Genomic DNA, 25,153 nt, shown 5'->3' on the forward strand with positions numbered 1-25,153 from the left:
GCACCTGCCTGCGACGGACTTTCCCATGCGCGGCGACCTGCCCAAGCGCGAGCCGCAGACGCTCGCACGCTGGGAGCAGGAAGGCCTGTACCAGCGCATCCGCGAGCAGGTGCAGGGCCGCGAGAAGTCGTTCGTGCTGCACGACGGCCCGCCGTACGCGAACGGCGTGATCCACATCGGGCACGCGGTCAACAAGGTGCTGAAGGACATCGTCGTCAAGTCGCGCCTGCTCGACGGCTGCGATGCGCCATACGTGCCGGGTTGGGATTGCCACGGCCTGCCGATCGAAGTCGCGGTCGAGAAGAAGCACGGCAAGGTCGGCGACAAGCTGGACGCCGCGCAGTTCCGCCAGAAGTGTCGTGAATACGCCGCGGAGCAGATCGATCTGCAGCGTCGCGACTTCAAGCGGCTCGGCGTGCTCGGCGACTGGGACAAGCCCTATCGCACGATGGATTTCCGCTACGAAGCGGACATGCTGCGTTCGCTCGCGAAGATTGTCGAGCGCGGCCACATCGTGCGCGGCGCCAAGCCGGTGCACTGGTGTTTCGACTGCGGCTCCGCGCTAGCAGAAGCCGAGATCGAATACGCCGACAAGAAGTCGCCGGCGATCGACGTCGCGTATGCCGCGCGTGATGCGCAGGCACTCGCGCGTGTGTTCGGCGTCGATGTCGCACCGGGTACAGAAGTTGCCGTTCCGATCTGGACGACGACGCCGTGGACGCTCCCCGCGAGCCTTGCGGTATCGATCGGTCCGGAGCTCGAGTATTCGCTGGTCCAAGGTCCGGTCGGGCCGAACGGCCCGCGCCTGCTCGTGCTTGCGAGTGCGTTGGTCGAACGCGCGCTCAAGCGCTACGGCGTCGACGAGCCGCACGTGCTCGGCACGTCGCTCGGTGCGCCGATGGAAGGCCTCGTGGTGGCGCATCCGTTCTACGAGCGCGACATCCCGCTGCTGCTGGGCGACCACGTGTCGGCTGAGGACGGCACCGGCGCCGTGCACACTGCACCCGGTCATGGCCAGGAGGACTTCGCGGTCAGCCAGAAGTACGGGCTGATCGACAAGTACACCGCCGCGCAGATGAATCCCGTCGATTCGCGCGGTCGCTATCTGCCGGGCACACCCGCCGCCGGCACCGCCGAGATCGCGGGCGTGCACATCTGGAAGGCGAACGACCTCCTGGTCGATGCTGTGCGCGATAACGGCGCACTGCTCGCGGCGCACATCGTCGAACACAGCTATCCGCATTGCTGGCGCCATAAGACGCCGGTGATCTTCCGCGCGACGCCACAGTGGTTCATCTCGATGGAGCAGGCGAACCTGCGTCGAGATGCACTCGAAGCGATCAAGGGCGTCGGCTGGTTCCCGGAGTGGGGCGAGGCCCGCATCGCCGGCATGATCGATGGCCGTCCGGACTGGTGCATCAGTCGCCAGCGCACGTGGGGCGTGCCGATCGCGTTGTTCATCCATCGCATCACCGGCGAGCCGCATCCGCGTTCGGCCGAGCTGATGCGTGCCGTCGCGACGCGCGTTGAAGCCGCAGGTGTGGACGCTTGGTATGACTGCGACGCGACCGAACTTCTCGGTGACGAAGCCGCTGACTACGACAAGGTCACCGACATCCTCGATGTCTGGTTCGACTCGGGGGTCACGCACGAATGCGTCTTGGCGCAGCGCCCGGAAGACGGACTGCACAAACCAGCGGATCTGTATCTCGAAGGTTCGGACCAGCATCGCGGCTGGTTCCAGTCGTCGCTGCTGACGGGCGTGGCGATGGACGGCGCCGCGCCGTATCGACAGGTGCTCACGCACGGCTTCACCGTCGATGCGCAGGGCAAGAAGATGTCGAAGTCGATCGGCAACACGATCGAGCCGCAGAAGGTCATCGACCAGATGGGCGCCGACGTGCTGCGCCTGTGGATCGCGTCGACCGACTATCGTGGCGAAATCGCGGTGTCCGACGAAATCCTCAAGCGCAGCGGCGACGTGTATCGACGCCTGCGCAATACCGCGCGCTTCCTGCTCGCCAACCTCGATGGTTTCGACCCGGCGACGCACGTGCAGGCGCCGGAATCGATGGTCGCGCTGGATCGCTGGATCGTGCATCGCGCGCTCGAAGTGCAGCAGAAGCTCGCCGCCGCGTACGAGCGGTACGACTTCGCCGAAGTGGTGCAGGCACTTGCGAATTTCTGCAGTGTCGATCTCGGTTCGCTGTACCTCGACGTCACCAAGGACCGGCTCTATACGATGCCGGAGGATTCCGCGGGCCGCCGTTCGGCGCAGACCGCGATGTTCCATATCGCCGAGGCGTTCGTACGCTGGATCGCGCCGATCCTGACGTTCACCGCCGACGAGATGTGGCGCTTCCTGCCTGCGACGACCGCAGCGGGTGCGCGCGCTGACAATGTGTTGTTCGTGACGTGGTACGACGGACTCGTCTCGCTGCCGGCGGATGCGCCGATCGATGCCGCGCGTTTCGATCGTCTGCTCGCGATCCGCGACCAGATCAGCCGCACGCTCGAACCCATGCGTGCTGCCGGCGAGATCGGTGCTGCGCTCGAGGCGGAAATCGCGATCGCTGCGAAGCCGGAAGAAGCAGGCTGGCTGCGCGAGTTGCAGGACGAACTGCGCTTCCTCTTCATCAGCGGCGACGTCGCGGTGGGTGAGGGCAGTGGCGACGTCAGCGCACGCAAGACCGACAAGCCGAAGTGCGCGCGTTGCTGGCAGTACCGGGCCGACGTCGGTGCGGTGCTCGCACATCCCACCGTCTGCGCGCGTTGCGCAGGCAATGTCGACGGCATCGCCGAGATCCGCCGCTGGTTCTGATCGGCGGCCGCGCGCCGCCGCACGTCGCGAAAGCGGCTGAACGGGAGTTCCGATGCGTCCTCGCAACAAATCGAATGCGCTGAACTGGTTGCTGCTGTCCGCGGTGGTGATCGGCGTCGACCAGTGGTCGAAGGCCTGGGTGCTGCGCAGCCTGCCGGAGTACACGGCCGTTCCGGTCGTGCCCGGCTTCTGGAACTGGTTCCGTACCTACAACGAAGGCGCGGCGTTCAGCCTGCTCAGCGACGCCGGCGGCTGGCAGAAATACGTTTTCCTGCTGCTGGCGCTGGGCATCAGCACCGGACTAGCGATTTCGATGTCGCGCATGCCGCGCGGCGCCTGGCGTACGGCTGCTCCGTACGCGCTGATCATCGGGGGCGCGATCGGCAACGTGATCGACCGTCTGGTCCACGGCCATGTCATCGACTTCATCCAGTGGTACGCCGGCCGCCACTACTGGCCGTCGTTCAACGTGGCCGACGCCGCGATCTGCGTCGGTGTAGCCGGCATCGTGCTCGCCAGCCTGTTGCCGGGGCGTCAGGCGCGGCCGGGTTACGGGCGGTAGCATTCACGCATGGACATCCTCCTCGCCAACCCGCGCGGCTTCTGCGCGGGCGTCGACCGCGCCATCGAAATCGTCAAGCGCGCGATCGAGCTGCTCGGCGCGCCGATCTACGTGCGCCACGAGGTCGTGCACAACCGCTTCGTCGTCGACGACCTGCGCCAGCGCGGCGCGATCTTCGTCGAAGAACTGGACGAGGTGCCCGACGGCGCGACCGTGATCTTCAGCGCGCACGGCGTGTCGCAGGCGGTGCGCACCGAAGCGGATCGTCGCGGCCTGCGTGTGTTCGATGCGACGTGCCCGCTGGTGACGAAGGTGCACCTCGAAGTCTCGCGCCACTGCCGCGCCGGAAACGACGTCGTGCTGATCGGCCACGAAGGCCATCCGGAAGTCGAAGGCACGATGGGCCAATGGCTGCGCGAGGGCGCGACAGGCTCGATTTACCTCGTCGAGGACGAGGACGACGTGGCCGCGCTCGAAGTCGCACAGCCGCACAAGCTTGCCTACACGACGCAGACCACGCTCTCCGTCGACGACACGCGCATCGTGATCGACGCACTGCGCGCCAAGTTCCCGCAGATCCAGGGCCCGCGCAACGACGACATCTGCTACGCGACGCAGAACCGTCAGGACGCGGTACGCGAACTCGCCGCGCGATGCGACCTGGTGCTCGTGGTCGGCTCGGTGAACAGCTCGAACTCCAACCGGCTGCGCGAACTCGCCGAGCGGCAGGGCGTCGAGGCCTACCTGATCGACGGCGCCGACGAGATCCAGCCGAGCTGGATCGCAGGAAAACAGGCCGTCGGTGTGACGGCGGGCGCGTCCGCGCCGGACGTACTGGTCCGAGGCGTGCTCGATCGCCTGCGCGACCTGGGGGCTGGGGACGTGCGCGAACTCGACGGCGAGCCGGAAAACATGGTGTTCGCGCTGCCGAAGGCGCTGCGCCTTCAGCTGGTCGAGTGACCGCCGTCGTTGACCTGCCGCCCACGGCTGCCTAGAATCTCGCACCTTGCCGTTCTGCGGCAGACCGCCGGAATAGCTCAGTTGGTAGAGCGGCGCATTCGTAATGCGTAGGTCGTAGGTTCGATTCCTATTTCCGGCACCAGATAAAGGAAAGGCTTGCATGCGACGGCGTGCAAGCCTTTTTCTTTGGTCCGCCGGTCGATTCGGCTCGTCGACTACGGCGCGGGACCGACCGCCAGAATCTCGAAGCTGCCGTCGATCATCGGCGGACGCGCGTCTTCGTCGACACCGGCAGGTTTCGGTCCGAACTGCGCGGCCGGCAGGTAGGCGCGGTGTGTCTTCGCATCCAGGACGATCGTGCGTGCGCTCGCCCGCGTCGGCAGCGTCTGCACGACGTCGAAGCGATCGGGCGCGGTTTCGTGGACGACGGTGAGGGTGCCGCTGCGGCCGTTCGGCACCAGCACGTCGCCGCGTGACGCATCGAACGCGAGGCCATCGGGGCCTTCGCCGATCGGAATGCGTGCGATGGCGTGACCATCGCGCGCATCTGTCACCGCCATGACGCCATTCGCGCAGGCGGAGAACAGGCGTGCGTGCGCTGCGTCGAGCGCGAGGCCCGTGGGCTCTTCGCACCCGGCGAGCGTCCATGTGTGCAGCACCTTTGCTGATCGTGCGTCGATGTCGACCACTTCGCCGCGGTCTTCGATGTTGACGAATACGTGGCCTGCGCCGTCACTCGCCGGAAGCTCCGGGTTGCCGTCGAAGGCGATCGTCGCGATCTCGCGACCAGCGACCGGATCGATGACCGATGCGTTGTTGCTGCGTGCGTTGAACACCAACAGACGCCCGGTCGCATCGTCATAAAGAACGGCGTCGGGTGAATGTCCGGCGACGGCAATCGTTCGAATCGTCGCGAGCGTTTTCAGGTCGAATTCGGTGACACGATCGGTCTTTCCGTCGGTGGAAAAGCCGCGGCCGAGCTTCGGAGCCAGCGCGATGGCGTGCACGCCGGGCGTGTCCTTGATTTCGCCGACGAGCCGACCCGAATCGGTATCGATCACCTGCACGCGATCGCCGCGGCTGACGTAGAGCCGATGCGCCTGCGAGTCGACGTCGAGCAGGTCCCAATGGCCTGCACCCGCGACCGGCCAGTGTGAGACCACCGCGTACGACGTGTTGGCCGCGCCGGATGAGGCGCAACCCGCAAGCACGAGTGCGGCCGAGAGTCCGAGCAATGACAGTCGCATGGGCGTTCCTAGAAAGTGGAGAGGTGGTGTGGTCGAGCGTGATGCGCGAAATCAGTGCACGTACTGCAGACCGATGTAGGACACGACCGACGCAGGCTCGCCCGCGCCACTCTCGCGTCCGAGAGATGCCATCAGCAGGATGTTCTTGGCGATCGGATGGCGTGCACCGACGTTGTAGGTCGTACGCGACGCGTCGCCGTCGACGCGGGTCGTGTTCACCTCGGCCAGGCAGTCGCCGCCGAAGCAGTCGTGCGCGACGAAAACGCCCGCCTGCCACGCGTCCGCATCGTGTTCGACGAAGTGGCGCGCGACTTCCATGCCGACGCTGAACGTTGCGAGCGGGCGCGCCAGCTGGACCGGCAGCACCCATTCCGGATGATCGGACGCCAGCCCGCGCCGACGCGCGGCGGCGGACCAGCCGCGGATGTAGAGAAGCTGCACCGCGAGCGAAATTCCGTCGTCGTCCGCATCGAGAAAGCGGTAGCGCATTCCGAGCTCGACGTCGCCGAGGCCCGACGACCACGCGTCGCGCGCGCGCGCATGCGCCCACGCTGCGTGCACCGACAACTGGATGCGATCGCCCACGCCGCGGTTGATGTCGAGGTCCGGCGCATCGAGTGTTTCGCCGTGAGGTTGTGTCGAACCGGTCGCGGCGATGTTGATTTCCCAGACGCCGGCACCGGGAGTGTCGGGATCGTTTGTGATCATTGGCGGCCCGGCCTGCGCGTGCGCCACGAACGAAGCGGCCAACAGCATCAGCGCTGCAACGGCTCGCACGTCAGTGCGGGCGCGTTGCCGGGCGCTGCGGAAACACCGCGATGCAGATGGCGATCGCGACCAGTAGCGCGATCGAGCCGGTGTAGCGGCTCAGCTCCAGGCCACCTTTCGCGATCGGCTTGTCGAGGAAATCACCGACCACGGCACCCAACGGACGCGTCAGCACGAATGCCGCCCAGAACAGCGCCGTTCGCGAGATGCGTGTCGTGAAGTAGAGGATCGCGACGAGCACGAGCAGCCCACCGAAGATCTCGATTCCGCCGACGTAGCCAAGACCTTGTGTGTCGGCGACCCAATCGCCAAGCGCGGTGCCCAGCGTCTGCGAGAAGGTGATCGTCAGCCAGTAGAAGAGCTCGGAGCGCGGGTCGCGAACACTGTCGACGGCGATGGTGCCGGTCGTCCGATACCAAGTGAATAGGGAGGCCAGCAGCAGCGCGAGCAGTAGCGTCGAGCCGCCGGTGTAGCCGATGCCGAGCGATCGATCGGCGAAGTCCGCCAGCGTCGTTCCGACCGTCGTGCTCGCGACGATCGTCGTCCAGTACATCCACGGGTTGAAGCGCCGCGCGCGGATCTGCAGTGCCACGGCGATACCGAAGATCACCGCGAATATCGCAGTGCCGATGAGGTAACCGGGGTGCCACGCACTCGCGCTTGCTTCCGGCGTCGTTTCGCCCAGCCACGACATGGTGACCGCGTCGCCTCCGATCTCGCCGAGTGTCGTCGCGAGGATCTTGATGATCCAGAACGCGAGAGTGATCGCGGGGACTTTGCTGGCGACGTCGCGGAGGTCTCTTTGGTTCATCCGTCTGGTTCCGGTTCGGCTGCGGTGGAGCGGTGCGGTGTCGTCACGATGTGGGTGTCGCCACGACGCGGGGCGCTTGGCGACGGTAGTAGACGGCTCACGCCATGCTCGATCGCAGCCTATGGATCGATGCTCAGCAGCGCGTTAAGGCGCAACGCTTGCTGACGTGACCGCCGCCTCGTTCCATCGCACGACGGCGCGACCCACCACGCCATCGACCGTCCAGCCATGCGCGTGAGCCAAGCGTCCGAGCAGGCCGGCACCGATACCGCGATCACTTCGTACCGGGCCGCGCGGTCGCCCGCTGTCGGGTATCCGTGCATCGGTCGTTGCGAACTCGATACCGTGCGGGGTTACGTTCGCGACGAGCGTTCCGGACGCGCCGGCGGGAACGATGTCGCGAGCGACGGCCCGCAGCACGAGCGCCGCGTCGTGGCCAGGCAACCTCCATTGCACGTCCGATGCTTCGACACGAACGTGGATGTTCGGTGCGAACCGCGACAGTGCGTCCTCGATCACGCTGCGGGACCAAGATGCCGCGTCGCGCGGTTCGATCTCGCTGCGTTGGCCTCGAGCGAGTCGCAACAGGATTTCGAGCAGGTCGGCCAGGTCGGCGACGCCGCGATCCAGTCGATCCAGTCGCGGCGTCAGTGCGGGCACGGGCGCTGCGTCCTCGCGCAGCAGCTCCGCGGCGCCGCGCACGACAGCCACGGGCGTTCGCAGTTCGTGGCTCGCGTCGGCGAAGAACGCCTGTTCCTGTTCGCGCGCATCGACGAGACGCGACTGATAGCGGTCGATCGCTTCGGCGAGGCGGCCGAGATCGTCGGGGCTCGCATCGGCGGCCAGATCGCTGCGAACCGGCACCAGCGGCAGGCGGTCGACCGCCGCAGCCAGCGTCGTAACCGGCGCGAGCGAGCGGCGCGCAAGCAGCCAGCCCAGCCATCCCGAGGCCAGCGTGCCGAGCAGCACGATCGCCGCGAGCGTCGCATGCAGGTGGCGCTCGAGCGCTTCGATGTCGGCAAGGTTGATGACGAAGTACAGCCGGCCAGCGGGAACGTCGAAAACACCGACGTGAACGCCGTCGTGCAACGGGTCTTCGCGAACACCGGGCGGATATGCGGCGTATGCGGACGGCGGGTTGCTGAGATACCCGCTGAGGCGATGCGTCTGCGGAAGCTGCGAGGGCAGCCCGTTCGACAGTCGCAGGCTGTAGTCCTCGGCCTGACCACGCAGGATCTCGCGCGCGACGACGGACTCGTAATCCTCAGTAATCGCGACGGCCGCCAGCGCAAACGTCAGGCTGAGCAGGAAGCCCAGCAACAGGAAGGCGAGGGTGACGCGCCTTCGCAGCGGCATCGACGTGTTCATGGCAGGCGGATCCGGTAGCCGACACCGCGCACCGAATGCAGCAGCGGTGCGTCGAACGGGCGGTCGATGAGCATGCGCAAGTCATAGATCTGCGTATGCAGCGACGCGACGTCGTCGCTGCCGTCGGGCCAGGCCTCGTCGAGCAGGCGCGTATGCGAGACGACGCGGGGCGCCTCGTCCAGCAGGACCTTCAGCAGCATTCCCTGCAGGCGTGTAAGCGGGATGCGCTGACCCTCGCGCACCGCGACCATTTCCGACGCGTCGTACGCAAGCGGGCCGTACTCGATGACTGCGTTGGCCGGACGGCTCGCCCGATGCAGCACGCGGATGCGCGCTTCGAGTTCGCGCAGCTCGAACGGTTTCACCATGTAGTCGTCGGCGCCCTCGGCGAAGCCGCGCAGCTTGTCGTCGAGTGTGTCGCGTGCCGTGAGGATGAGGATCGCGACGCCATGGCCTGCATCGCGCAGTCTGCGGCATAGGTCGAGGCCGTCAAGGCGGGGCAGGCCGAGGTCGAGCACGATGACGTCGAAGGCGCGCGTCATCGCCGCTTGCAGGCCGCTCGCGCCGTCCGCGCAGTGGTCGACCTCGTAACCGCGGCGATCCAGGAAGTCCCAGATGTTTGCCGCGATGTCGTACTGGTCCTCGACGAGCAGTACGCGCAGCCCTGCAGGCGATGGAAGTAGCGACGGCGTCGACATTTCGCCAGCGTGCCACACGGGTGCGACACCGGCCAGATCGACGCGGAACTGCGACGTGCGCACGTGTTTAACGGCGCGCTGAGATTCGCCTGAGCGCGCGTTACATGCTTCGCGCCGAACCTGCCGAAGCCGTTCCCGAATAATGCCGATGTCACCACCCGATTCCGCTGCTCTGTCTCCCGCGTGGCTTCCGGGCCGTTTCCGCCCGCTGTCGTGGCTGCTGCTGTGCTTCCTGTTCGTCTCGACCGCGACGCGCCTGGTGCTGCTGATCGCCACCGGCAGCGGCGTGCCGCATTCGCCGCAGGTGCTCGGCGCGGTGTTTGGCGTCGGACTGTTTTTTGATGTCCTGACCTATCTCTACCTTGCGATACCGCTGGTGCTGTTGCTCGCAGTGTTGCCAAGGCGTTGGCTGATGAGCCGCGGCGGACGCATTGTCGTGGGCGGGCTCTGCCTCGTGCTGCTCGCGCTGATGTTGTTCGTCGCGCTGTCGGAGTGGACGTTCTGGGAAGAGTTCCAGTCGCGCTTCAACTTCATCGCGGTCGACTATCTCGTCTATACGACCGAGGTGCTCGGCAACATCCGCGAGTCGTACCCGGTGGTGCCGCTGCTTTGCGCGATTGCGCTGGTGACCGTGGGAGCGTTCTACTTCACCAGGCGCTGGCGCCGCATTCCGGATGACGGCACCACGCTCGCCGGCCGCGTGGTGGTCGTCATTGTGTGGTGCGTCGCCTGCGGCCTGTCGACGTGGCTGGTCACCTCGGACATGAAGGTGCGAACCGGCAACCACTACGCCGACGAGCTGGAAGGCAACGGCATCTACCAGTTCTTCGCCGCGTACCGGAACCCGTCGCTCGACTACGAGCAGTACTACCGCACCGTCGCGACGCGCGACGCGGAAGCGCGTGTTCGCGCGGGCGTGAGCACGCCGGACGCGACGTTCGACGCGCCGACGGGCATCGACCGCACGATCCACAACGCGGCGCCGGAGCGCCGGCTCAACGTGGTGCTGATCAGTGTCGAGAGTTTCTCCGCGGAGTACTCGGGGACGTACGGCGCGAAGCAATCCATGACGCCGAATCTCGATGCCATCACGTCGCAGAGCCTGCTTTTCACGCAGCTCTATGCGACCGGTACGCGCACGGTGCGCGGTCTGGAAGCGCTATCGCTCGCGGTGCCGCCGACCCCCGGCGAATCCATCGTCAAGCGGCCAGGCAACGAGAATCTGTTCACGCTAAGCAAGGTCTTCAACAGCAAGGGCTACGAGTCCTCGTTCGTGTACGGGGGCTACGGCGCCTTCGACAACATGGACGAGTTCTTCGGGCAGAACGGCTACACGATCCACGACCGCGCGGAGATTCCGAAGGCGCAGATCCACCACGCCACCGTATGGGGCGTCGCCGACGAGGACCTCTACACGTTCGCTATGCAGACGTGGGACCGGACCTCCGCGAGCGGCAAGCCGTTCTTCGCGCACGTCATGACCACGTCGAACCACCGCCCGTACACGTTCCCGGTCGGGCGCGGCGACTTCAAGCAGCACGATCGCGTTGGCGCGGTTCGCTATACCGACTGGGCGCTCGGCGATTTCCTGCGACGCGCACGAACGCATCCCTGGTTCCACGACACCATCTTCGTGATCACCGCCGACCACTGCGCGTCGAGCGCAGGCCGCGCCGACATGCCGACGTTCCGGTACCACATCCCGATGTGGATCTATTCGCCGGCGAACGTCGCGCCCGGTCGCTTCGACGGCCTGATGAGCCAGATTGATATCCCGCCGACGCTGCTTGGGATGCTCGGCATGGATTACCGGAGCCGGTTCTACGGTGTCGACGTCATGCAGACGAAGCCCGAACGCGCATTTATCGGCACCTACGAACTGCTGGGCTATCTGACGCCCACGCATCTCGTGCAGCTCGCGCCGCATCGCCGTGTCGACACGTTGAAGCCCGCATGGAATGGGGACGACCCGCAGCCGCCGCTGCCGGAGGTGCCCGCATTGACGTTTGACGCGATCAGCTACTACCAGACGGCCGCTGAGGCCTTCCACAGCGGTGCGATGGCGACGCCGTTCCGCCCGCTGGCCGCGAAGCCTTCACCGTCGGCGCATCAGTAAGCTGCGTTTTAGTGGCGCTGCGCTCGATCGCAGCGCCACCGTCAATGCATCGCGCGATCGCGAACGTAGCGGCCCAGCGCGTCGTCGAGTGAGGGCAGGGGGAACGCGCGTCGCGTGGTCAGCGCGCTGTAGCGCGGGCGTCGCGCCGGCAGGCGATCGACGTGATCGCTCGATACTTCCAGACGCTGCGTATCGACACCGGCCAGCGTTGCCGCACGTAGTGCTAGGTCGGCCCAGGTGATCTCGCCTTCGTTCGCGAGATGCCAGATGCCGGACTCGCCGTCGATCAGCAGATCGACGCACGCATGCACCAGGTCCGGCACGTAGGTCGGCGACACCGTCATGTCGTCGGCGGCGATGAACGAGTCGCCCCGGCCGAGCGTGTCCAGCGCGATGGTGATGAAGTTATGACGGTCCCATGGGCCGAAGAACGAACTCGTTCGGACCACCAGCGCATCCGGATGGCGGTCGAGAACGAGCTGCTCGGCACGCGCCTTGCTCTCGCCATACACGTTGAGCGGCCGCGTCGAATCGGTTTCGACGTAGGGCGAATCGCGTTCGCCGTCGAATACGAGATCGGACGAGAACGTCACCAGCGATAGGTGGTGACGCGCGCACGCCGCCGCGAGGTTCGCGGGGCCGACCGTGTTCTCGCGGAAGCAGCGCTCGGCGTCGTGTTCCGCATCGTCGACGCGCACATAGCCAGCCGCATTGATGATCGCCCAAGGCGCATACGCATCGATCGCGCGTTCGATGGAATCGGGTTCGGCGATGTCCATTTCGTCGCGACCGAGCACGCGGCACGCGATGTCGCGCTCCTTGCAGATGCGCGCGAACGCGCGTCCCAGCGTGCCGGTCGCGCCGGTGATGAGGATGGGCGCGCGGTTGGCGCCCGTGTCCGGGCGCTTCGGAAACTCGAGGCCGCGCACGCGGACGGGCTTCGCGAAGTAGCGCTCCGGGCGATGCCACCAGCCCTTGCCGGCCAGCACCGGATGTGGAGGAACACCGCCACTCGACAGATCACGCATCAGGTGCGCCACCGCCGTCGGGCGTGGCGTGCCACCGCGCACGTCGAACGCGCCCGACTCGTAATAGTCGCGAACGTCGGTCAGCAGGCAATTCCAGTCGTACAGGCCGAGCATGCCCCAGACGGTAACCGCGCGAACGTCGATGCCTTCGTCGATGCACTGCTCGCAACCACGCCAGATCTCGGCGAGCCAACGCAGCTGGTCTTCGCGACGCGCGTCGATATGCGCTTCGGTAACGGCGATCGGCAGGCCGAAGCGTTCCCAGCATTCCTCGATCAGCGGGCGGATGCCGCCGGTGGGCGAAGCGAGGACGCGCGCCGCTTCCACGTCGGCATAGCGATGCACGCCGTTGCCGCCCTGGTGATGTTCGGGGTACGCGTCCGCGTTGTCGTCGAGAAAGCGTTCGCTGGTGATGTAGTGGTTGACGCCGATGATGTCGGGCGCACGCGCGTTGTCGCGGAACCAGAGGACTTCGTCCGGCGTCGCACCGCAACGCGTGGTCAGCCATTCCCACAGGTAGTGCGATTCGTCGACGCGACCGCAGAGCAGATCCCAGCCGAGCCAGCGCAGTTCGTTGTTGAAGTAGGCCTGGTAGTCGAGCAGCGGCGTGCTGTACGTCTTGCCAAGATCGTCCGTCTGCACGAGCTTCGCATTCGGATTCACCGACTCGATCGCACGCATCGCGAGGATCACGCCGCGGACCTCGTTGAAGAGGCATTCGCGGAATGTCTTCTCGTCGCTGCCGTGCGGATACCACAGCCCGTACAGGCCCGAGAAACGCGCGGTGGTCAGCGGTTCGTTGACCGGCGTCCAGTGTTCGACCCACGGAAAGCGCTCGGCGACCGCACGTGCGTAGGTCGCGAGCTTCTCGGGGAACAGCGGGTCGACCAGGCTGGTATCGATCGGGCCGCTGCCGTGATGCACCAGCCCGACGATGGGCTGCACACCCAGCTCGCGAAGACGCGACAGGCGTTCGTCGGGCCGGGTCCAGTCCGCGGAGTCCAGCCCGAACGGCGCGACCTGCTCCCACAACACGGGGTAGCGGATCGCGCGGATGCCCAGCGCGGCGAAGCGGTCGAGATCGTCCAGCCGCTTCCAATGCTCGTTGCGCTCGAGTTGCTCGATGTACCGGTCACCCACGCGGTTGACCGTGCACTCCACGCCACCCCAAAGCTCCAACCTGCCACTCGACCGCATCACCACCACCTCGTGCCGATCAGCGCTTCGCAGCGATGAGCGGCGCGGGTGCGTTCGCCGCCGAACGTGCCACCACCAGCTCGGCCGGTGCGCGTTCGGAGTCGTCGCCCATCTTCTCGAGGATGTACTCGACCGACTTGAGCGCCGCGCCTACGCACTGGTCCATGTTGTAGTAGCGGTACTGCGCAAGGCGGCCGACGAACGTGACGTTCTGCTCGCGCTCGGCCAGCGCCTCGTAACGCTTGAACAGCAGCTCGTTCTCCGGACGCGGCACCGGGTAGTAGGGGTCGCCTTCGGCCTGCGGGAACTCGCGCACCAGCGACGTTCCGCGATGCTGCTGGCCGGTCAGGTGCTTGAACTCGGTGGTGCGCGTGTAGTCGTAGTCGTTCGGGAAGTTCACCGTGCCGACCGACTGGTACCACTCGGTATCCGCCAGATGCTCGTGTTCGAAACGCAGCGAACGGTACGGCAGCGGGCCGTAGCAGTTGGCATAGAACGTATCGAGCGGGCCCGTGTAGACGATGTGCGACGCATCGACCCGCTCGCGCACTTCGAAGAAGTCCACGCCGGTTTCGACCTTGATCGAGGGATGGTCGAGCATGCGCTCGAACATCTTGGTGTAGCCCTCAGCCGGCATCTTCTGGAACTTGTCGGTGAAGTAGCGATCGTCGCGGTTCGTGCGCGTCGGAACACGCGCGGCGACGGATGCATTGAGCTCCGACGGATCTAGGCCCCACTGCTTGCGCGTGTAGCCACGGAAGAACTTCTCGTACAGATCCTGGCCGACGGCGTTGACCACCACGTCTTCCGACGTGCGGATCTTTTCGCGCGGCTCGCGGACCGAGTCGTAGAAGGACTGGATCGTTTCCCTCGTTCAGGTCCATGCCATACAGCGCATTGACCGTGTCGATGTTGATCGGGATCGGGACAAGCTTCTCGTCGACCTTCGCCAGCACGCGATGCTCGTACGGGCGCCAGTCGGTGAAGTTCGACAGGTACTCGGCGATGCGGTCGGCGTTGGTGTGGAAGATGTGCGGGCCGTACGGGTGGATCAGGATGCCGTGCGCATCCTTGCGGTCGTAGGCGTTGCCGCCGATGTGGTCGCGCTTGTCGATCACCAGCACTTCATAGCCGCGCTCGGCGAGCTCGCGTGCGACGACCGAGCCGGAAAAACCGGCGCCTACGATCAGAACGTCTGTCTTCATGTCGGAATTGCTCCTTGGTATTAGGCGGCGGCTTGCTTCGGCACGGCGTTCCACACCGCCTGCTGCACGTCGTTGCGCATGGCTTCGACCGTCGAATCCCACGACGAGTCCTCCGCGCGCTGCACGCCCTGCGCGAGCAGGTCGGCATTGGGCTTGCGCCATGCGCGCTCGACGGCATCGAGGAACTCGGTCTGCGAGTAGGCGACATCGACGAGCGGCACGAAGTTGCGCACCACGTCGGCGACCGCGGTCGACACGATGGGCTTGCCGCCCGCCATGTATTCGAGCGTCTTGGTCGGGTTGATGTACTTGGTCGCTTCGTTCAATGCGAACGGCATCAGGCAGACGTCGAAACCCTTGACGATGGCCGGCAGGTCTTCGTAACGCTGCTGGCCGAGCCAGTGGATGTTCGACTGCTTCGGCAGGTCGTTCGGGTCGACCTTCGCCAGCGGGCCGGCCATCACGATCGACGCTTCAGGGAAGCGGTCGGCGAGGGCGGAGATCAGCTCGTAGTCCAAGCGCTCGTCGATCACGCCGAAGTAGCCGAAGCGAGGACCGGGCGCAGCAGCGACCGCGGCGGGAATCTCGGTCGCCGGGTTACGCGCCTGCGAATAGTGCTCGACATCGACGCCACAGCCGTACACATGCACGTTGTCGTGATGCTTCGACTTGGAATCGAACAGCTGGTAGCCGCCGGTGAACACGACATCGGCGTTCGACATGACGAAACGCTCGCGGTCGGCGATGTCGGCGGGCGCGAAACGGAAGTTCGCGAGCTCGTCCATGCAGTCGTAGACGACACCGACGGCACCGAACTGACCCATGTAACCGGGCGCGGGCATCGGCGAATAGAACCAGTGCACGGGCTGGTCGAAGCGGCCGGCCAGGCGCGGATGCGTACGAAGCGCCTGGCGGATCTGCGGAAGGAAGATCTCGGCGTCCTTGTCGGCGTTCACCGCGAGGTGCTGCGGGATCTGCGGAACGATGCGCACGAGATTCGGATACGGCTCGTCGATCGCAAGGTGGGGTTCGCCTTCGGCGATCACCGGATCTTCGATGAAGAGGATCGGATGCTTCTTCGCGAGGCGCGAGAAGATCTGCTGCGGGCGCTGCCAGACGAAATCCCAGCGCAGATGGCAGTGGACGATGATCGGAAAGTCGTCACGCCCGTCGTTCAAAGCACCCGAGACCGCCGCCGAAGCGGCATTGGACGCGCCGTTGCCATGGCCGTCCGTGAATGTTGCAGTCGAGTCGTTGGCCGACGCATCTCTTTCCTTTGACATGGCGCTCTCACTGAATTGGTTAAAAATGAGTCTTGTATTAACGACATCTCGACGAAGTGAAGCCAGAACCCGGATCGATGACACCACTTGCTGACGCATCGCAGTTCTGCGACGACGAGGCTTATCCACGCCCGCAACTGCGACGCGCGCATTGGCAGTCGCTCGACGGACCGTGGCGGTTCGCCTTCGACAACGAGAAGCGCTACGCACACCCGCGAGACATCGATCAATGGCCGTTGCAGATCGTTGTGCCGTTCCCGATCGAGTCGACGCGCAGCGGCGTCGGAGATCGCGGGTTTCACAAAGCTTGCTGGTATCAGCGTGATTTCGACGTAGAGGCGACAGAAGGCGAACGTGTCATCCTGCATTTCGGTGCGGTCGATTACTTCGCGAAGGTATGGGTCAACGGCCAACCCGTCGCGAGTCACGAAGGTGGCCATACGCCGTTCCAGGTCGACATCACCGAAGCGCTGAACGCTTCAGGCCCGCAGGTCGTCAGTGTTTACGTCGAAGACGATCCGCAGGAACTGAACAAGCCGCGTGGCAAGCAGGATTGGCAGCTCGAACCGCACTCGATCTGGTATCCGCGTACGACGGGCATCTGGCAGACGGTGTGGCTCGAAAAGGTTTCGCGCACGCACATCCAGAAGATCCGCTGGACGCCGCATGTCGAAGGCTTCGCGCTGACGTTCGAAGCACGCATCGTCGGCGGCGACACCGAAGGCCTTTCGGTCGACGTGCAGGTCCACCACGGTGAGAAGTTGTTGGCGGACGATCGCTACAGAGTGATTGACGGCGAAGTCGATCGACGCATCATCCTGTCCGATCCGGGCATCGACGATTTCCGCAACGAACTGCTGTGGAGCCCGCAGAAACCGACGCTGCTCGCGGCGACGGTTCGGCTGCGTCGCGGCGATGTCGTGATCGACGAGGTGCAGTCGTACACGGCATTGCGCTCGATCGGCGTGCTGCGCGACCGCTTCATGCTCAACGGTCGGCCGTACCACCTCAAGCTCGTTCTCGACCAGGGCTACTGGCCGGACACGCTGCTCGCCGCGCCAAGCGACGCCGCGTTGCGTTACGACGTGGAGCTCGCGAAGGCGATGGGCTTCAACGGCGTGCGCAAGCACCAGAAGATCGAAAGTCCGCGCTATCTGTATTGGGCGGATCGCCTCGGGCTTCTCGTGTGGGAAGAAATGCCCTCGTGCTATCGCTTCACGCGCACGGCGATCAAGCGCCTTGTGCGCGAGTGGTCGGAGGCCATTGAACGCGACTTCAGCCACCCATGCATCATCACCTGGGTTCCGTTCAACGAATCCTGGGGCGTGCCCGAGCTCACCACGGTCGGCGCTCATCAACATGCGGTGGCTGCGCTTTACAGCCTGACGAAGACACTGGACCCGACACGCCCCGTCATCGGCAACGACGGGTGGGAAAGCAGCGCGACCGACATCATCGGTATCCACGATTACGACGCGAACGTCGATCACATCCGCCAGCGCTATGGCCCGGAAGTGACGACGGAGCAATTGTTCGATCGACGCCGGCCCGGTGGGCGCATCCTCACACTCGACGGCTTTCCGCACCGCGGCCAGCCCATCGTGCTCACCGAGTTCGGCGGCATCGCGTTCGACACGCGATCGCAGAAGCCGAGCATGGAAGGCGAGGCGACGGGCGAGGCGCAGGTCTGGGGCTATTCCGTCGCCGACGAAGCGGATGAATTCACGCGTCGCTTCAAGGAGCTGATCGAGGCCGTCACCTACACCGCGTTGTTCTCCGGCTATTGCTATACCCAGTTCGCCGACACGTTCCAGGAAGCGAACGGCCTGCTGACGGAGGACCGCGTGCCGAAGATTCCACTCGAACAGATCCGCGCAGTGGTGCAGATGTCGCGCACGTACATCCAGGGCGCCGCCTGATGCATGTCGTCGAGCTGACCAAGCCGGATGGTCGCGCGCTCACGCTCTATGCGCGTGAGGCGATCACGGACGTCGGCGAGGCGCCGAGTCCGTTTCGCGATCCGCTGGGTCGCAGCCCGCACCTGCGTCGTCATCCATTGCGCGACGAGTGGATCACGTACGCCGCGTATCGACAGGACCGCACATTCCTGCCGCCGCCGGAATACAACCCGCTCGCCGTGACGGTCGATGCGGGCGCGCCGACCGAATTGCCCGTTGGCGATTGGGATGTCGCGGTATTCGACAATCGCTTTCCGTCGCTGAGCCTTGCGGCCGACGAAGTGCCAGCGTCCATCGTGGACACCGCGCCGGGTACGGGCAAGTGCGAGGTCGTGGTGTTCACGCAGGATCGGCTGTCGTCGCTGGGGCGACTTCCGCTTTCGCACATCGAGCTGTTGCTGCAGGTGTGGGCGGATCGCACCGCACGACTCGGTGCGCTCGACGAGATCCGGTACGTGTTGCCGTTCGAGAATCGCGGCGCAGAAGTCGGTGTGACGCTCCACCATCCGCACGGGCAGATTTACGCGTATCCATCGGTGCCACCGGTACCAGCGCGGATGCAGCAGGTCGCCGAGGCGTACCACGCACGCACGGGCCGCGGCGTGCTGCGGGATCACATCGCACGTGAGATCGAGGATGCGCAGCGCATCGTCTATCGCGGCGACCACGCCGTCGCATTCGTCCCGGCAGCGGCGCGTTATCCATATGAAGTCTGGGTCGCGACGATCGAACCTGTCGCGACGTTCCGTGACCTCAGCGACGCGCAACGTACCGATCTCGCACGCGCGCTCAAGACCGTGCTGATGAAGTACGACGCGATGTGGGATCGGCCGTTCCCGTACCTGATGGCGTGGTACCAGGCCCCGCTCGACGGCCGCCCGCATCCCGAATCGCACCTTCACGCCGAGTTCTATCCGCCGTACCGAACGCGCGACCGCCTGAAGTATCTCGCCGGCACGGAGCTGGCGGCCGGCTGGTTCGCGATGGATGCGCTGCCGGAAGACAAGGCGCGCGACCTGCAACAGATCGACGTGGACATCGACGCATGAGTTTCGAAGGCATTTTCGGTTTTCCTCCCGACGTCGTGGCGTCCGCGCCCGGCCGCGTGAACCTGCTCGGCGAGCACACGGATTACAACGACGGTTACGTGCTGCCGACCGCGATTCCGCAGAAGACCACCGTCTCGATGCGCGTGAACCGCGGTGGTGCATTCGTCGTGCACGCGGCCGACCTCGCCAGCGAATCGCGCTTCGAGCGCGACGGGCTGCCGGGCGATCACTTCGCGCACTACGTCTACGGTTGCATCCGCGGCGTCATGGATATGGGCGTCGAGGTGCCGTACCTCGACATCTACATGCATTCGGACGTGCCGATGGGCGTTGGCCTGTCGTCCAGCGCGGCGCTGGAAGTGGCAACGCTCCGCGCACTGCGCGAGCTACTCAAGCTCGACGTCGACGACGTGCGCATCGCTCAGATGGCGCAGCGTGCGGAGATCGACTACGCCGGCGTCAACTGCGGAATCATGGATCAGATGGCGTCGAGCCTCGCCGATTCCACGCAGATGCTGTTCCTCGACACCCGAACGCTCGAACGTCGGCTGGTGCCGCGCCCGGCGGGAACCGAGGTTCTTGTGATCGACTCGGGGCTCAGTCGATCGCTGGCATCGAGCGCATACAACACGCGGCGCGACGAGTGCGAGGCGGCGTCAAAGACGCTCGGCGTTTCCGCCCTGCGAGATGTCGACGATGTGTCGCGCGTGGAGTCGCTGGGCGAACCGCAGCGCCGGCGCGCGCGTCACGTGGTCAGCGAGAACGCGCGCGTGCTGCGTGCTGTCGAGGGTGTCGACGCCCGCGAGTTCGGCGAGCTCATGAACGCCTCGCACGCCAGCCTTCGCGACGATTACGAAGTCTCCGTGCCCGAACTCGATCGGCTCGTCGACCTGCTGCAGAAGCATCCGTCGGTATTCGGGGCGCGGCTTACGGGTGCGGGTTTCGGCGGCGCCTGCGTTGCCTTGTGCCGCGAAGGCGAGGCGGAACGCGTGGGCCGCGAAGTCGTCGCGAGCTACGGCGAACGTGGGCGCGTGCTGGTGCCGGAGGGGAACGCATGACGACGCAGGAAACACCGCAAACGGCCACGAGTGGCACGACCGCGCGTTCGACGCAACCGCGCACCCACACGCTCGCCGCGGGCGAGCTGCTCGCGGTGTTCCGTCCCGAGCAGGGCATGATCTGCACGTCGCTGAAGCATCGCGGCGAAGAGATACTTCGGCGCATCGACGAGATGGACGAAGCGCTGGCGACCGGCATGTCGATCGGCATCCCGCTCAACTATCCGTACGCCAATCGCATTCGGGGCACGCAGTACGAATTCGACGACCGTTCCGTCGAGCTCGACAAGGCGTCGCCGTGGGTGATGAAGGACTGGAACGACACGATCATCCACGGCGTGCCGTGGCCGAAGCTCGAATGGCGCGTGCAGGAAGCGACCGATCGCCGGGTGCGCAGTCGCCTGCAGTGGAATCGCCCCGAATTGCTTGCCGTGTTCCCGTTCGAGCACGAAGTCGAGATGACCGCGACGCTCGACGGCCTCGGCCTCACCATCGAAACCGCCGTGCTCGCGAATGCGGGCGTGCGCGTGCCGGTGAGCTTCGGTTTCCATCCCTATATCGGCCTACCGGGCATCGGTCGCGACCAGTGGCAGCTCACGTTGCCTGCGATGGACGGCATCGTGCTCGATGAATTGCTGCTGCCCGTCGGCGATCGCACGCATCTTCCCGCGTACGACGACCGCCTCGCGCACGTCGAGTTCGATCACGGCTTCGCGTTCACCAGCGACAGCCCGACCATGTCGATCGCCGGCAACGGGCGCCGCATAAGCGTCGACTTCCTCGAGAACTTCCGTTTCGCGCAGATCTACGCACCGGACGGGCACGACTACATCTCGCTCGAACCCATGACGGCGCCGGCCGATGCGCTGCGTTCGCACGAGAACCTGACGGTCGTCGAGCCGGGCGGGCGTTTCGCGGCCACGTTCCGCCTGCGCGTCGAGGCGACGGAGAACTCGCTGCACTGACGCGTGGTCAGTGCAGCATCGTCAGAGTCAGGGCGTGCCGGATTCCGGTGCGCGGCTCGGGTCGTCCTTCGCGCGGCCATCGTCTTCGGATGACGAGCGAACGTCGCGCTGGTCCTGCGTGCGCTGATCGCCACCGCGGTTGAGCTGGTCGCGGCGCTGGTTATCGTTGATCCCGGCGATTCCCTGGCCGATGTTCTTGCCGGTGTCGTGGCTGTTGCGGTCGGTCATGTCGGCGCCTCCGTGTTGGACGGTTCGACGCTAGCGGCGAGGTCGTTACGCCGATTTCAGCGGCGGGAAAAAGGGCATGCGGACGTCGCGGCCGGGGGCGTCGCCCGACTTGCGCGTTCAGGGTCTTAGCGGCTGCGACCTCCGGCGTTTACCCTTCGGGTTCAACGGAGGGGTTCGATGATCGGGAAGTCCGGCAAGTCCAGCGCGCGCCGCAACACCGCATACGTCTGCGCGGAGTGCGGGTCGGAGCACAACAAGTGGCAGGGGCAGTGCACGGACTGCGGCCGCTGGAACACGCTGAGCGAGATCGCGATCGAGGCGGCGCTGCCCGAAAAGGCGGGCGTCGCGCAGAGCCGGCGCAGCGGCTGGGCCGGCAAGATCGATCCGCCGGCGATCACCGCGCTCAAGGACGTCACGGTCTCCGAGGAATCGCGCGAAACCACCAGCATCGGCGAGTTCGATCGCGTGCTTGGTGGTGGCCTGGTGCCCGGATCGGTCGTCCTGGTCGGCGGCGACCCCGGCATCGGCAAGTCGACGCTGCTGCTGCAGGCAGTCACGCAGATGGCGCACAACATGCCGGGGCTTTACGTCACTGGCGAAGAATCGCTGGCGCAGGTTGCGGGTCGCGCGGTGCGACTCGGGCTGCCGCTCGAAGGCGTGCACGCGTTGGCGGAAACCTGCATCGAACGCATCCTCGAACAGGCCGCGCCGATGGGCCCGCGACTGATCGTCGCCGACTCCATCCAGACGCTGTGGACGGAAACGCTCACCGCCGCGCCGGGCTCGGTGAGCCAGGTGCGTGAGAGTGCGGCGCGACTCGTCCGCTATGCGAAGGAAACCGGCACCGCCGTGTTTCTGGTCGGCCACGTTACCAAGGAAGGTGGCATCGCCGGCCCGCGCGTGCTCGAACACATGGTCGACGCCGTGCTGTATTTCGAGGGCGAATCCGGCAGCCGTTTCCGCGTGCTGCGCGCCTTCAAGAACCGCTTCGGTGCGATCAACGAACTCGGCGTGTTCGCGATGGGCGACAAGGGCCTGCGCGAGGTGCCGAACCCGTCCGCGATCTTCCTGTCCGGCAGCCGTCAGGCGCAGCCCGGAAGCTGCGTCATGGTGACGCGCGAAGGCACGCGGCCGCTGATGGTCGAAGTGCAGGCACTGGTCGACCAGTCCCCGCTGTCGAACCCGCGACGCGTCGCCGTCGGCATGGAAGGCAATCGTCTGGCGATGCTGCTCGCCGTGCTGCATCGACACGGCGGCATCGCCGTCGGCGACCAGGACGTCTTCGTCAACGTCGTCGGCGGCATCCGCGTGCAGGAAACCGCGGTCGACCTACCGCTGCTGCTCGCCGTGCTCTCGTCACTACGCGACCGGCCGCTGGGTGAGAACACCGTCGCCTTCGGCGAAGTCGGCCTCTCCGGCGAAATCCGCCCCGTCCCCAACGGCGAAGAACGCCTCAAAGAAGCCGCCACACACGGCTTCAAGCGCGCCATCGTGCCGAAGGCCAATGCCCCGAAGTCCGGCAAGGTAGCGGGCATGGAAGTAATCGCCGTCGAGCGTCTCGCAGACGCCCTCGAACACGCCTAAGTGCAGAGCCGACACAAGAGCCGTCGGCCACCAACACAAACCGTAAGACCCGAAGGGCGGCGCGCAGGACGCGCGCCGTCCGCACCCGAGCCAGGATGGCGAGTGTGCGGATCGTAGGAAACCCACACGATCGCGAGCTGTAGATCTGATCGGGGAAGGTGCTTTCTTTTGGTTACCTTTTCTTTGCACCAGCAAAGAAAAGTAACTCGGGCGCGTCAGTGCACGAAACGCTTGCGCTGCTCAAACCTCGACCCAAACGTCCGCCCGTTGGACGACGAACAGCGCCGTCCACCCGAAGCGAAAGCGTCAGTGCCCACCCGCCACAGCCGGCCCCGCCTTCGCCGCAAACGGCGGCTTAGCCACCCAGACAAACGCGATCACGACGAGAAACACGATCCCCAGCACGTGGAAGATCTCGTTGAACCCGATCTGCACCGCCTGCTGCGAAATCATCCGCTCCATCACGAACGCGCCACGCTGCAGGTCGCCCTGGCCCAGCTGCTGCACCGTCTGCTGGATCGCCGGATCGTAGGCATTGATGCTTTCGGTCAGCTGCGCATGGTGGATCGTCGTGCGCTGGTTCCACGCCCACGTCGTCAGCGACGCCGCGAAACTGCCGCCGAGCGTTCGCACGAACGTCGCCAAACCCGAGCCCGCCGCGATCTCATGCGGTTCCAGGTCCGACAGCAGGATCGTCAGCACCGGCATAAAGAACAGCGCGACGCCGAGGCCCTGCCACAGCTGCACCATCGCGACGCGATGGAAGTCGACGTCGAGGTTGAAGCCCGAGCGGATGAAGCTAGTGGTCGCCATCACCACGAAGGCGAAGCTCGCCAGCACGCGCAGGTCGAAGCGTTGCGCGTACTTGCCCACGAACGGCGTGAGGATGACGGGCAGGATGCCGATCGGCGCGCTCGCGAAGCCCGCCCAGATCGCCGTGTACCCGAGGTTGCGCTGCAGCCACAGCGGCACCAGCAGGCCCACGCTGAAGAATGCCGCGTACGCCATCACCATTGCCGCCGTGCCCGCGCTGAAGTTGCGATGGCGGAACAGGCGCAGGTTGACGATCGGGTCCTTCTCGGTGAGTTCCCAGATGATGAACACCGCGAGCGAGATCGCCGAGATGATGGCCAGCACCACGATGCGCGGCGAGTTGAACCAGTCCTCGTCGTTGCCGAGATCGAGCAGCGTCTGCAGCGCGCCGACGCCCAGCACCAGCGTCGCCAGTCCGACGTAATCCATCTTCGGCTTCTGCAGCGTTACCGGACGTTCCTTCAGCTGCGCGCGTACGACGAAGCTGGAGAAGATGCCGATGGGAATGTTGATGAAGAAGATCCATTCCCAGCTGTAGTTGTCGGTGATCCAGCCGCCGAGGATGGGGCCGGCGATCGGCGCGACGACGGTCACCATCGCCAATAGCGCGATGGCTTGCCCTCGTTTGTTGGGTGGATAGATCGAGATCAGCAGCGCCTGCGTGACCGGATACATCGGGCCCGCGACGAAACCCTGCAGCGCACGCGCGACGACCAGCAGGCCCATCGAATTGGCAAGGCCGCACAGCAGCGACGCGACGACGAACGCGAGCGTCGCCCACGTGAACAATTTGACCTCGCCGAAGCGGCGCGTCATGTAACCGGTCAGCGGCAGCGCGATCGCGTTGCTGACGGCGAACGAAGTGATGACCCACGTCGCCTGGTTGGAACTGGCGCCGAGATTGCCGGCGATGGTCGGCAGCGACACGTTGGCGATCGTCGTGTCGAGCACCTGCATGAACGACGCCAGCGCCAGGCCAATGGTGGCGAGCGCGAGGTTCGGCGGACGGAAGCCGGCGGGAGCGGGGGCAGCAGCAGCCATGGATGCCTGTCGAATAGCCGGTCAGTCGAACTGCCGGAAGACGATGCAGACGCCGGTCGGATCGAGCAGCGCGAATTCGCGCGCGCCCCACGGGCGAAGCATCACGTCGGGAAGGTTGGGGTGCAGCAGGTCGGCGCGGCGCGCCGCGATGTCGGCATGCAGCGCGTCGATGTCATCGGTTTCGATCGTGAGTTCCGGGCGATCCTTCGCCGCGTACTCCGCGCTGGCGACGACGTAGGCCTTCGCGCCATGTCGCTCGACAACGGCAAGGTCGTCGTCGCGGTACTTCAGCTCGAAACCGAGGGCGTCGACGAAAAGATCGAGGCCCTCATCCAGCGTGTCGAAGAACACCTTCGGCACGAGCGTGAAGCGCGACGGCGACGCGGGCTGCAT

19 protein-coding genes, 1 tRNA gene and 1 pseudogene are annotated in these 25,153 nt (G+C 65.6%); 10 read left to right on the forward strand and 11 right to left on the reverse strand.

The annotated features are described in order from the left end of the window. Positions 1-25: 25 nt before the first annotated feature. The 4 genes from ileS to ACVWWW_RS07730 all read left to right on the forward strand — a co-directional run bounded on the left by ileS (position 26) and on the right by ACVWWW_RS07730 (position 4,485). On the forward strand, positions 26-2,821 hold the full coding sequence (ileS, locus tag ACVWWW_RS07715; protein WP_051235436.1) for an isoleucine--tRNA ligase: 2,796 nt from the start codon (positions 26-28) through the stop codon (positions 2,819-2,821). A 52-nt stretch (positions 2,822-2,873) separates the two neighbouring features. Continuing rightward, on the forward strand, positions 2,874-3,383 hold the full coding sequence (gene lspA / locus ACVWWW_RS07720; RefSeq protein ID WP_027082897.1) for a signal peptidase II: 510 nt from the start codon (positions 2,874-2,876) through the stop codon (positions 3,381-3,383). A gap of 9 nt (positions 3,384-3,392) precedes the next feature. Beyond that, entirely contained in the window at positions 3,393-4,343 is a 951-nt protein-coding gene (ispH, locus tag ACVWWW_RS07725; RefSeq protein ID WP_027082898.1) for a 4-hydroxy-3-methylbut-2-enyl diphosphate reductase, read from the forward strand. Between the two features lie 66 nt (positions 4,344-4,409). After that, positions 4,410-4,485: transfer RNA gene (locus tag ACVWWW_RS07730), tRNA-Thr, on the forward strand. 73 nt (positions 4,486-4,558) lie between these two features. On the opposite strand, the gene ACVWWW_RS07735 is transcribed toward ACVWWW_RS07730, so the two are convergent. The 5 genes from ACVWWW_RS07735 to ACVWWW_RS07755 all read right to left on the reverse strand — a co-directional run bounded on the left by ACVWWW_RS07735 (position 4,559) and on the right by ACVWWW_RS07755 (position 9,298). Beyond that, on the reverse strand, positions 4,559-5,590 hold the full coding sequence (locus ACVWWW_RS07735; protein WP_027082899.1) for a YncE family protein: 1,032 nt from the start codon (positions 5,588-5,590) through the stop codon (positions 4,559-4,561). A gap of 51 nt (positions 5,591-5,641) precedes the next feature. Further along, on the reverse strand, positions 5,642-6,346 hold the full coding sequence (locus ACVWWW_RS07740; RefSeq protein WP_027082900.1) for a hypothetical protein: 705 nt from the start codon (positions 6,344-6,346) through the stop codon (positions 5,642-5,644). 22 nt (positions 6,347-6,368) lie between these two features. Continuing rightward, on the reverse strand, positions 6,369-7,169 hold the full coding sequence (locus ACVWWW_RS07745; protein WP_027082901.1) for a membrane protein: 801 nt from the start codon (positions 7,167-7,169) through the stop codon (positions 6,369-6,371). Positions 7,170-7,313: 144 nt separating this feature from the next. Next, positions 7,314-8,537 (reverse strand): sensor histidine kinase, encoded by a 1,224-nt coding sequence (locus tag ACVWWW_RS07750; RefSeq protein ID WP_027082902.1) that lies wholly within the window; start codon positions 8,535-8,537, stop codon positions 7,314-7,316. Next, on the reverse strand, positions 8,534-9,298 hold the full coding sequence (locus tag ACVWWW_RS07755; RefSeq protein ID WP_456998667.1) for a response regulator transcription factor: 765 nt from the start codon (positions 9,296-9,298) through the stop codon (positions 8,534-8,536). The genes ACVWWW_RS07750 and ACVWWW_RS07755 overlap by 4 nt, the downstream gene beginning before the upstream one ends. An 85-nt stretch (positions 9,299-9,383) precedes the next feature. On the opposite strand from ACVWWW_RS07755, the gene ACVWWW_RS07760 reads away from it, so the two are divergent. Continuing rightward, positions 9,384-11,351 carry an LTA synthase family protein gene (locus tag ACVWWW_RS07760; protein WP_036142496.1) on the forward strand — a complete coding sequence of 656 codons (1,968 nt, stop codon included), beginning with the start codon at positions 9,384-9,386 and terminating at the stop codon, positions 11,349-11,351. A gap of 41 nt (positions 11,352-11,392) precedes the next feature. On the opposite strand, the gene ACVWWW_RS07765 is transcribed toward ACVWWW_RS07760, so the two are convergent. The 3 genes and pseudogenes from ACVWWW_RS07765 to ACVWWW_RS07775 form a co-directional block, all read right to left on the reverse strand. Continuing rightward, positions 11,393-13,519, reverse strand: coding sequence for a family 1 glycosylhydrolase (locus ACVWWW_RS07765; protein WP_196804361.1), 2,127 nt, complete (start codon positions 13,517-13,519; stop codon positions 11,393-11,395). Between the two features lie 76 nt (positions 13,520-13,595). Beyond that, positions 13,596-14,781 (reverse strand): annotated as a pseudogene (gene glf, locus ACVWWW_RS07770) (UDP-galactopyranose mutase). 20 nt (positions 14,782-14,801) lie between these two features. Next, positions 14,802-16,064 (reverse strand): glycosyltransferase, encoded by a 1,263-nt coding sequence (locus ACVWWW_RS07775; protein WP_196804362.1) that lies wholly within the window; start codon positions 16,062-16,064, stop codon positions 14,802-14,804. A 77-nt stretch (positions 16,065-16,141) separates the two neighbouring features. On the opposite strand from ACVWWW_RS07775, the gene ACVWWW_RS07780 reads away from it, so the two are divergent. The 4 genes from ACVWWW_RS07780 to ACVWWW_RS07795 are packed head-to-tail and all read left to right on the forward strand — an operon-like array spanning position 16,142 to position 21,094. Continuing rightward, positions 16,142-17,983 (forward strand): glycosyl hydrolase 2 galactose-binding domain-containing protein, encoded by a 1,842-nt coding sequence (locus ACVWWW_RS07780; RefSeq protein ID WP_051235088.1) that lies wholly within the window; start codon positions 16,142-16,144, stop codon positions 17,981-17,983. Beyond that, entirely contained in the window at positions 17,983-19,071 is a 1,089-nt protein-coding gene (gene galT, locus ACVWWW_RS07785) for a galactose-1-phosphate uridylyltransferase (RefSeq protein WP_027082906.1), read from the forward strand. The genes ACVWWW_RS07780 and galT overlap by 1 nt, the downstream gene beginning before the upstream one ends. Then, entirely contained in the window at positions 19,068-20,129 is a 1,062-nt protein-coding gene (galK, locus tag ACVWWW_RS07790) for a galactokinase (protein ID WP_027082907.1), read from the forward strand. Before galT ends, galK begins: the two co-directional genes overlap by 4 nt. Continuing rightward, positions 20,126-21,094, forward strand: a complete 969-nt coding sequence (locus ACVWWW_RS07795; RefSeq protein WP_051235090.1) for an aldose 1-epimerase — start codon at positions 20,126-20,128, stop codon at positions 21,092-21,094. The genes galK and ACVWWW_RS07795 overlap by 4 nt, the downstream gene beginning before the upstream one ends. A 27-nt stretch (positions 21,095-21,121) precedes the next feature. Here ACVWWW_RS07795 and ACVWWW_RS07800 read toward each other — a convergent pair whose 3' ends face one another. After that, positions 21,122-21,322: a hypothetical protein gene (locus tag ACVWWW_RS07800; RefSeq protein WP_027082908.1), complete on the reverse strand. Its 201-nt coding sequence runs from the start codon at positions 21,320-21,322 to the stop codon at positions 21,122-21,124. A gap of 177 nt (positions 21,323-21,499) precedes the next feature. Between ACVWWW_RS07800 and radA the strand changes: the two genes are divergently transcribed. Then, the gene (radA, locus tag ACVWWW_RS07805) at positions 21,500-22,906 is read left to right on the forward strand and encodes a DNA repair protein RadA (RefSeq protein WP_036141915.1); all 1,407 of its coding nucleotides are present in this window, start codon (positions 21,500-21,502) and stop codon (positions 22,904-22,906) included. A gap of 306 nt (positions 22,907-23,212) precedes the next feature. Here radA and ACVWWW_RS07810 read toward each other — a convergent pair whose 3' ends face one another. Beyond that, the gene (locus ACVWWW_RS07810) at positions 23,213-24,760 is read right to left on the reverse strand and encodes a DHA2 family efflux MFS transporter permease subunit (protein ID WP_036141919.1); all 1,548 of its coding nucleotides are present in this window, start codon (positions 24,758-24,760) and stop codon (positions 23,213-23,215) included. A 21-nt stretch (positions 24,761-24,781) separates the two neighbouring features. Beyond that, entirely contained in the window at positions 24,782-25,153 is a 372-nt protein-coding gene (locus tag ACVWWW_RS07815) for a hypothetical protein (protein ID WP_027082911.1), read from the reverse strand.

This window comes from Lysobacter sp. HA18 (assembly GCF_054057595.1).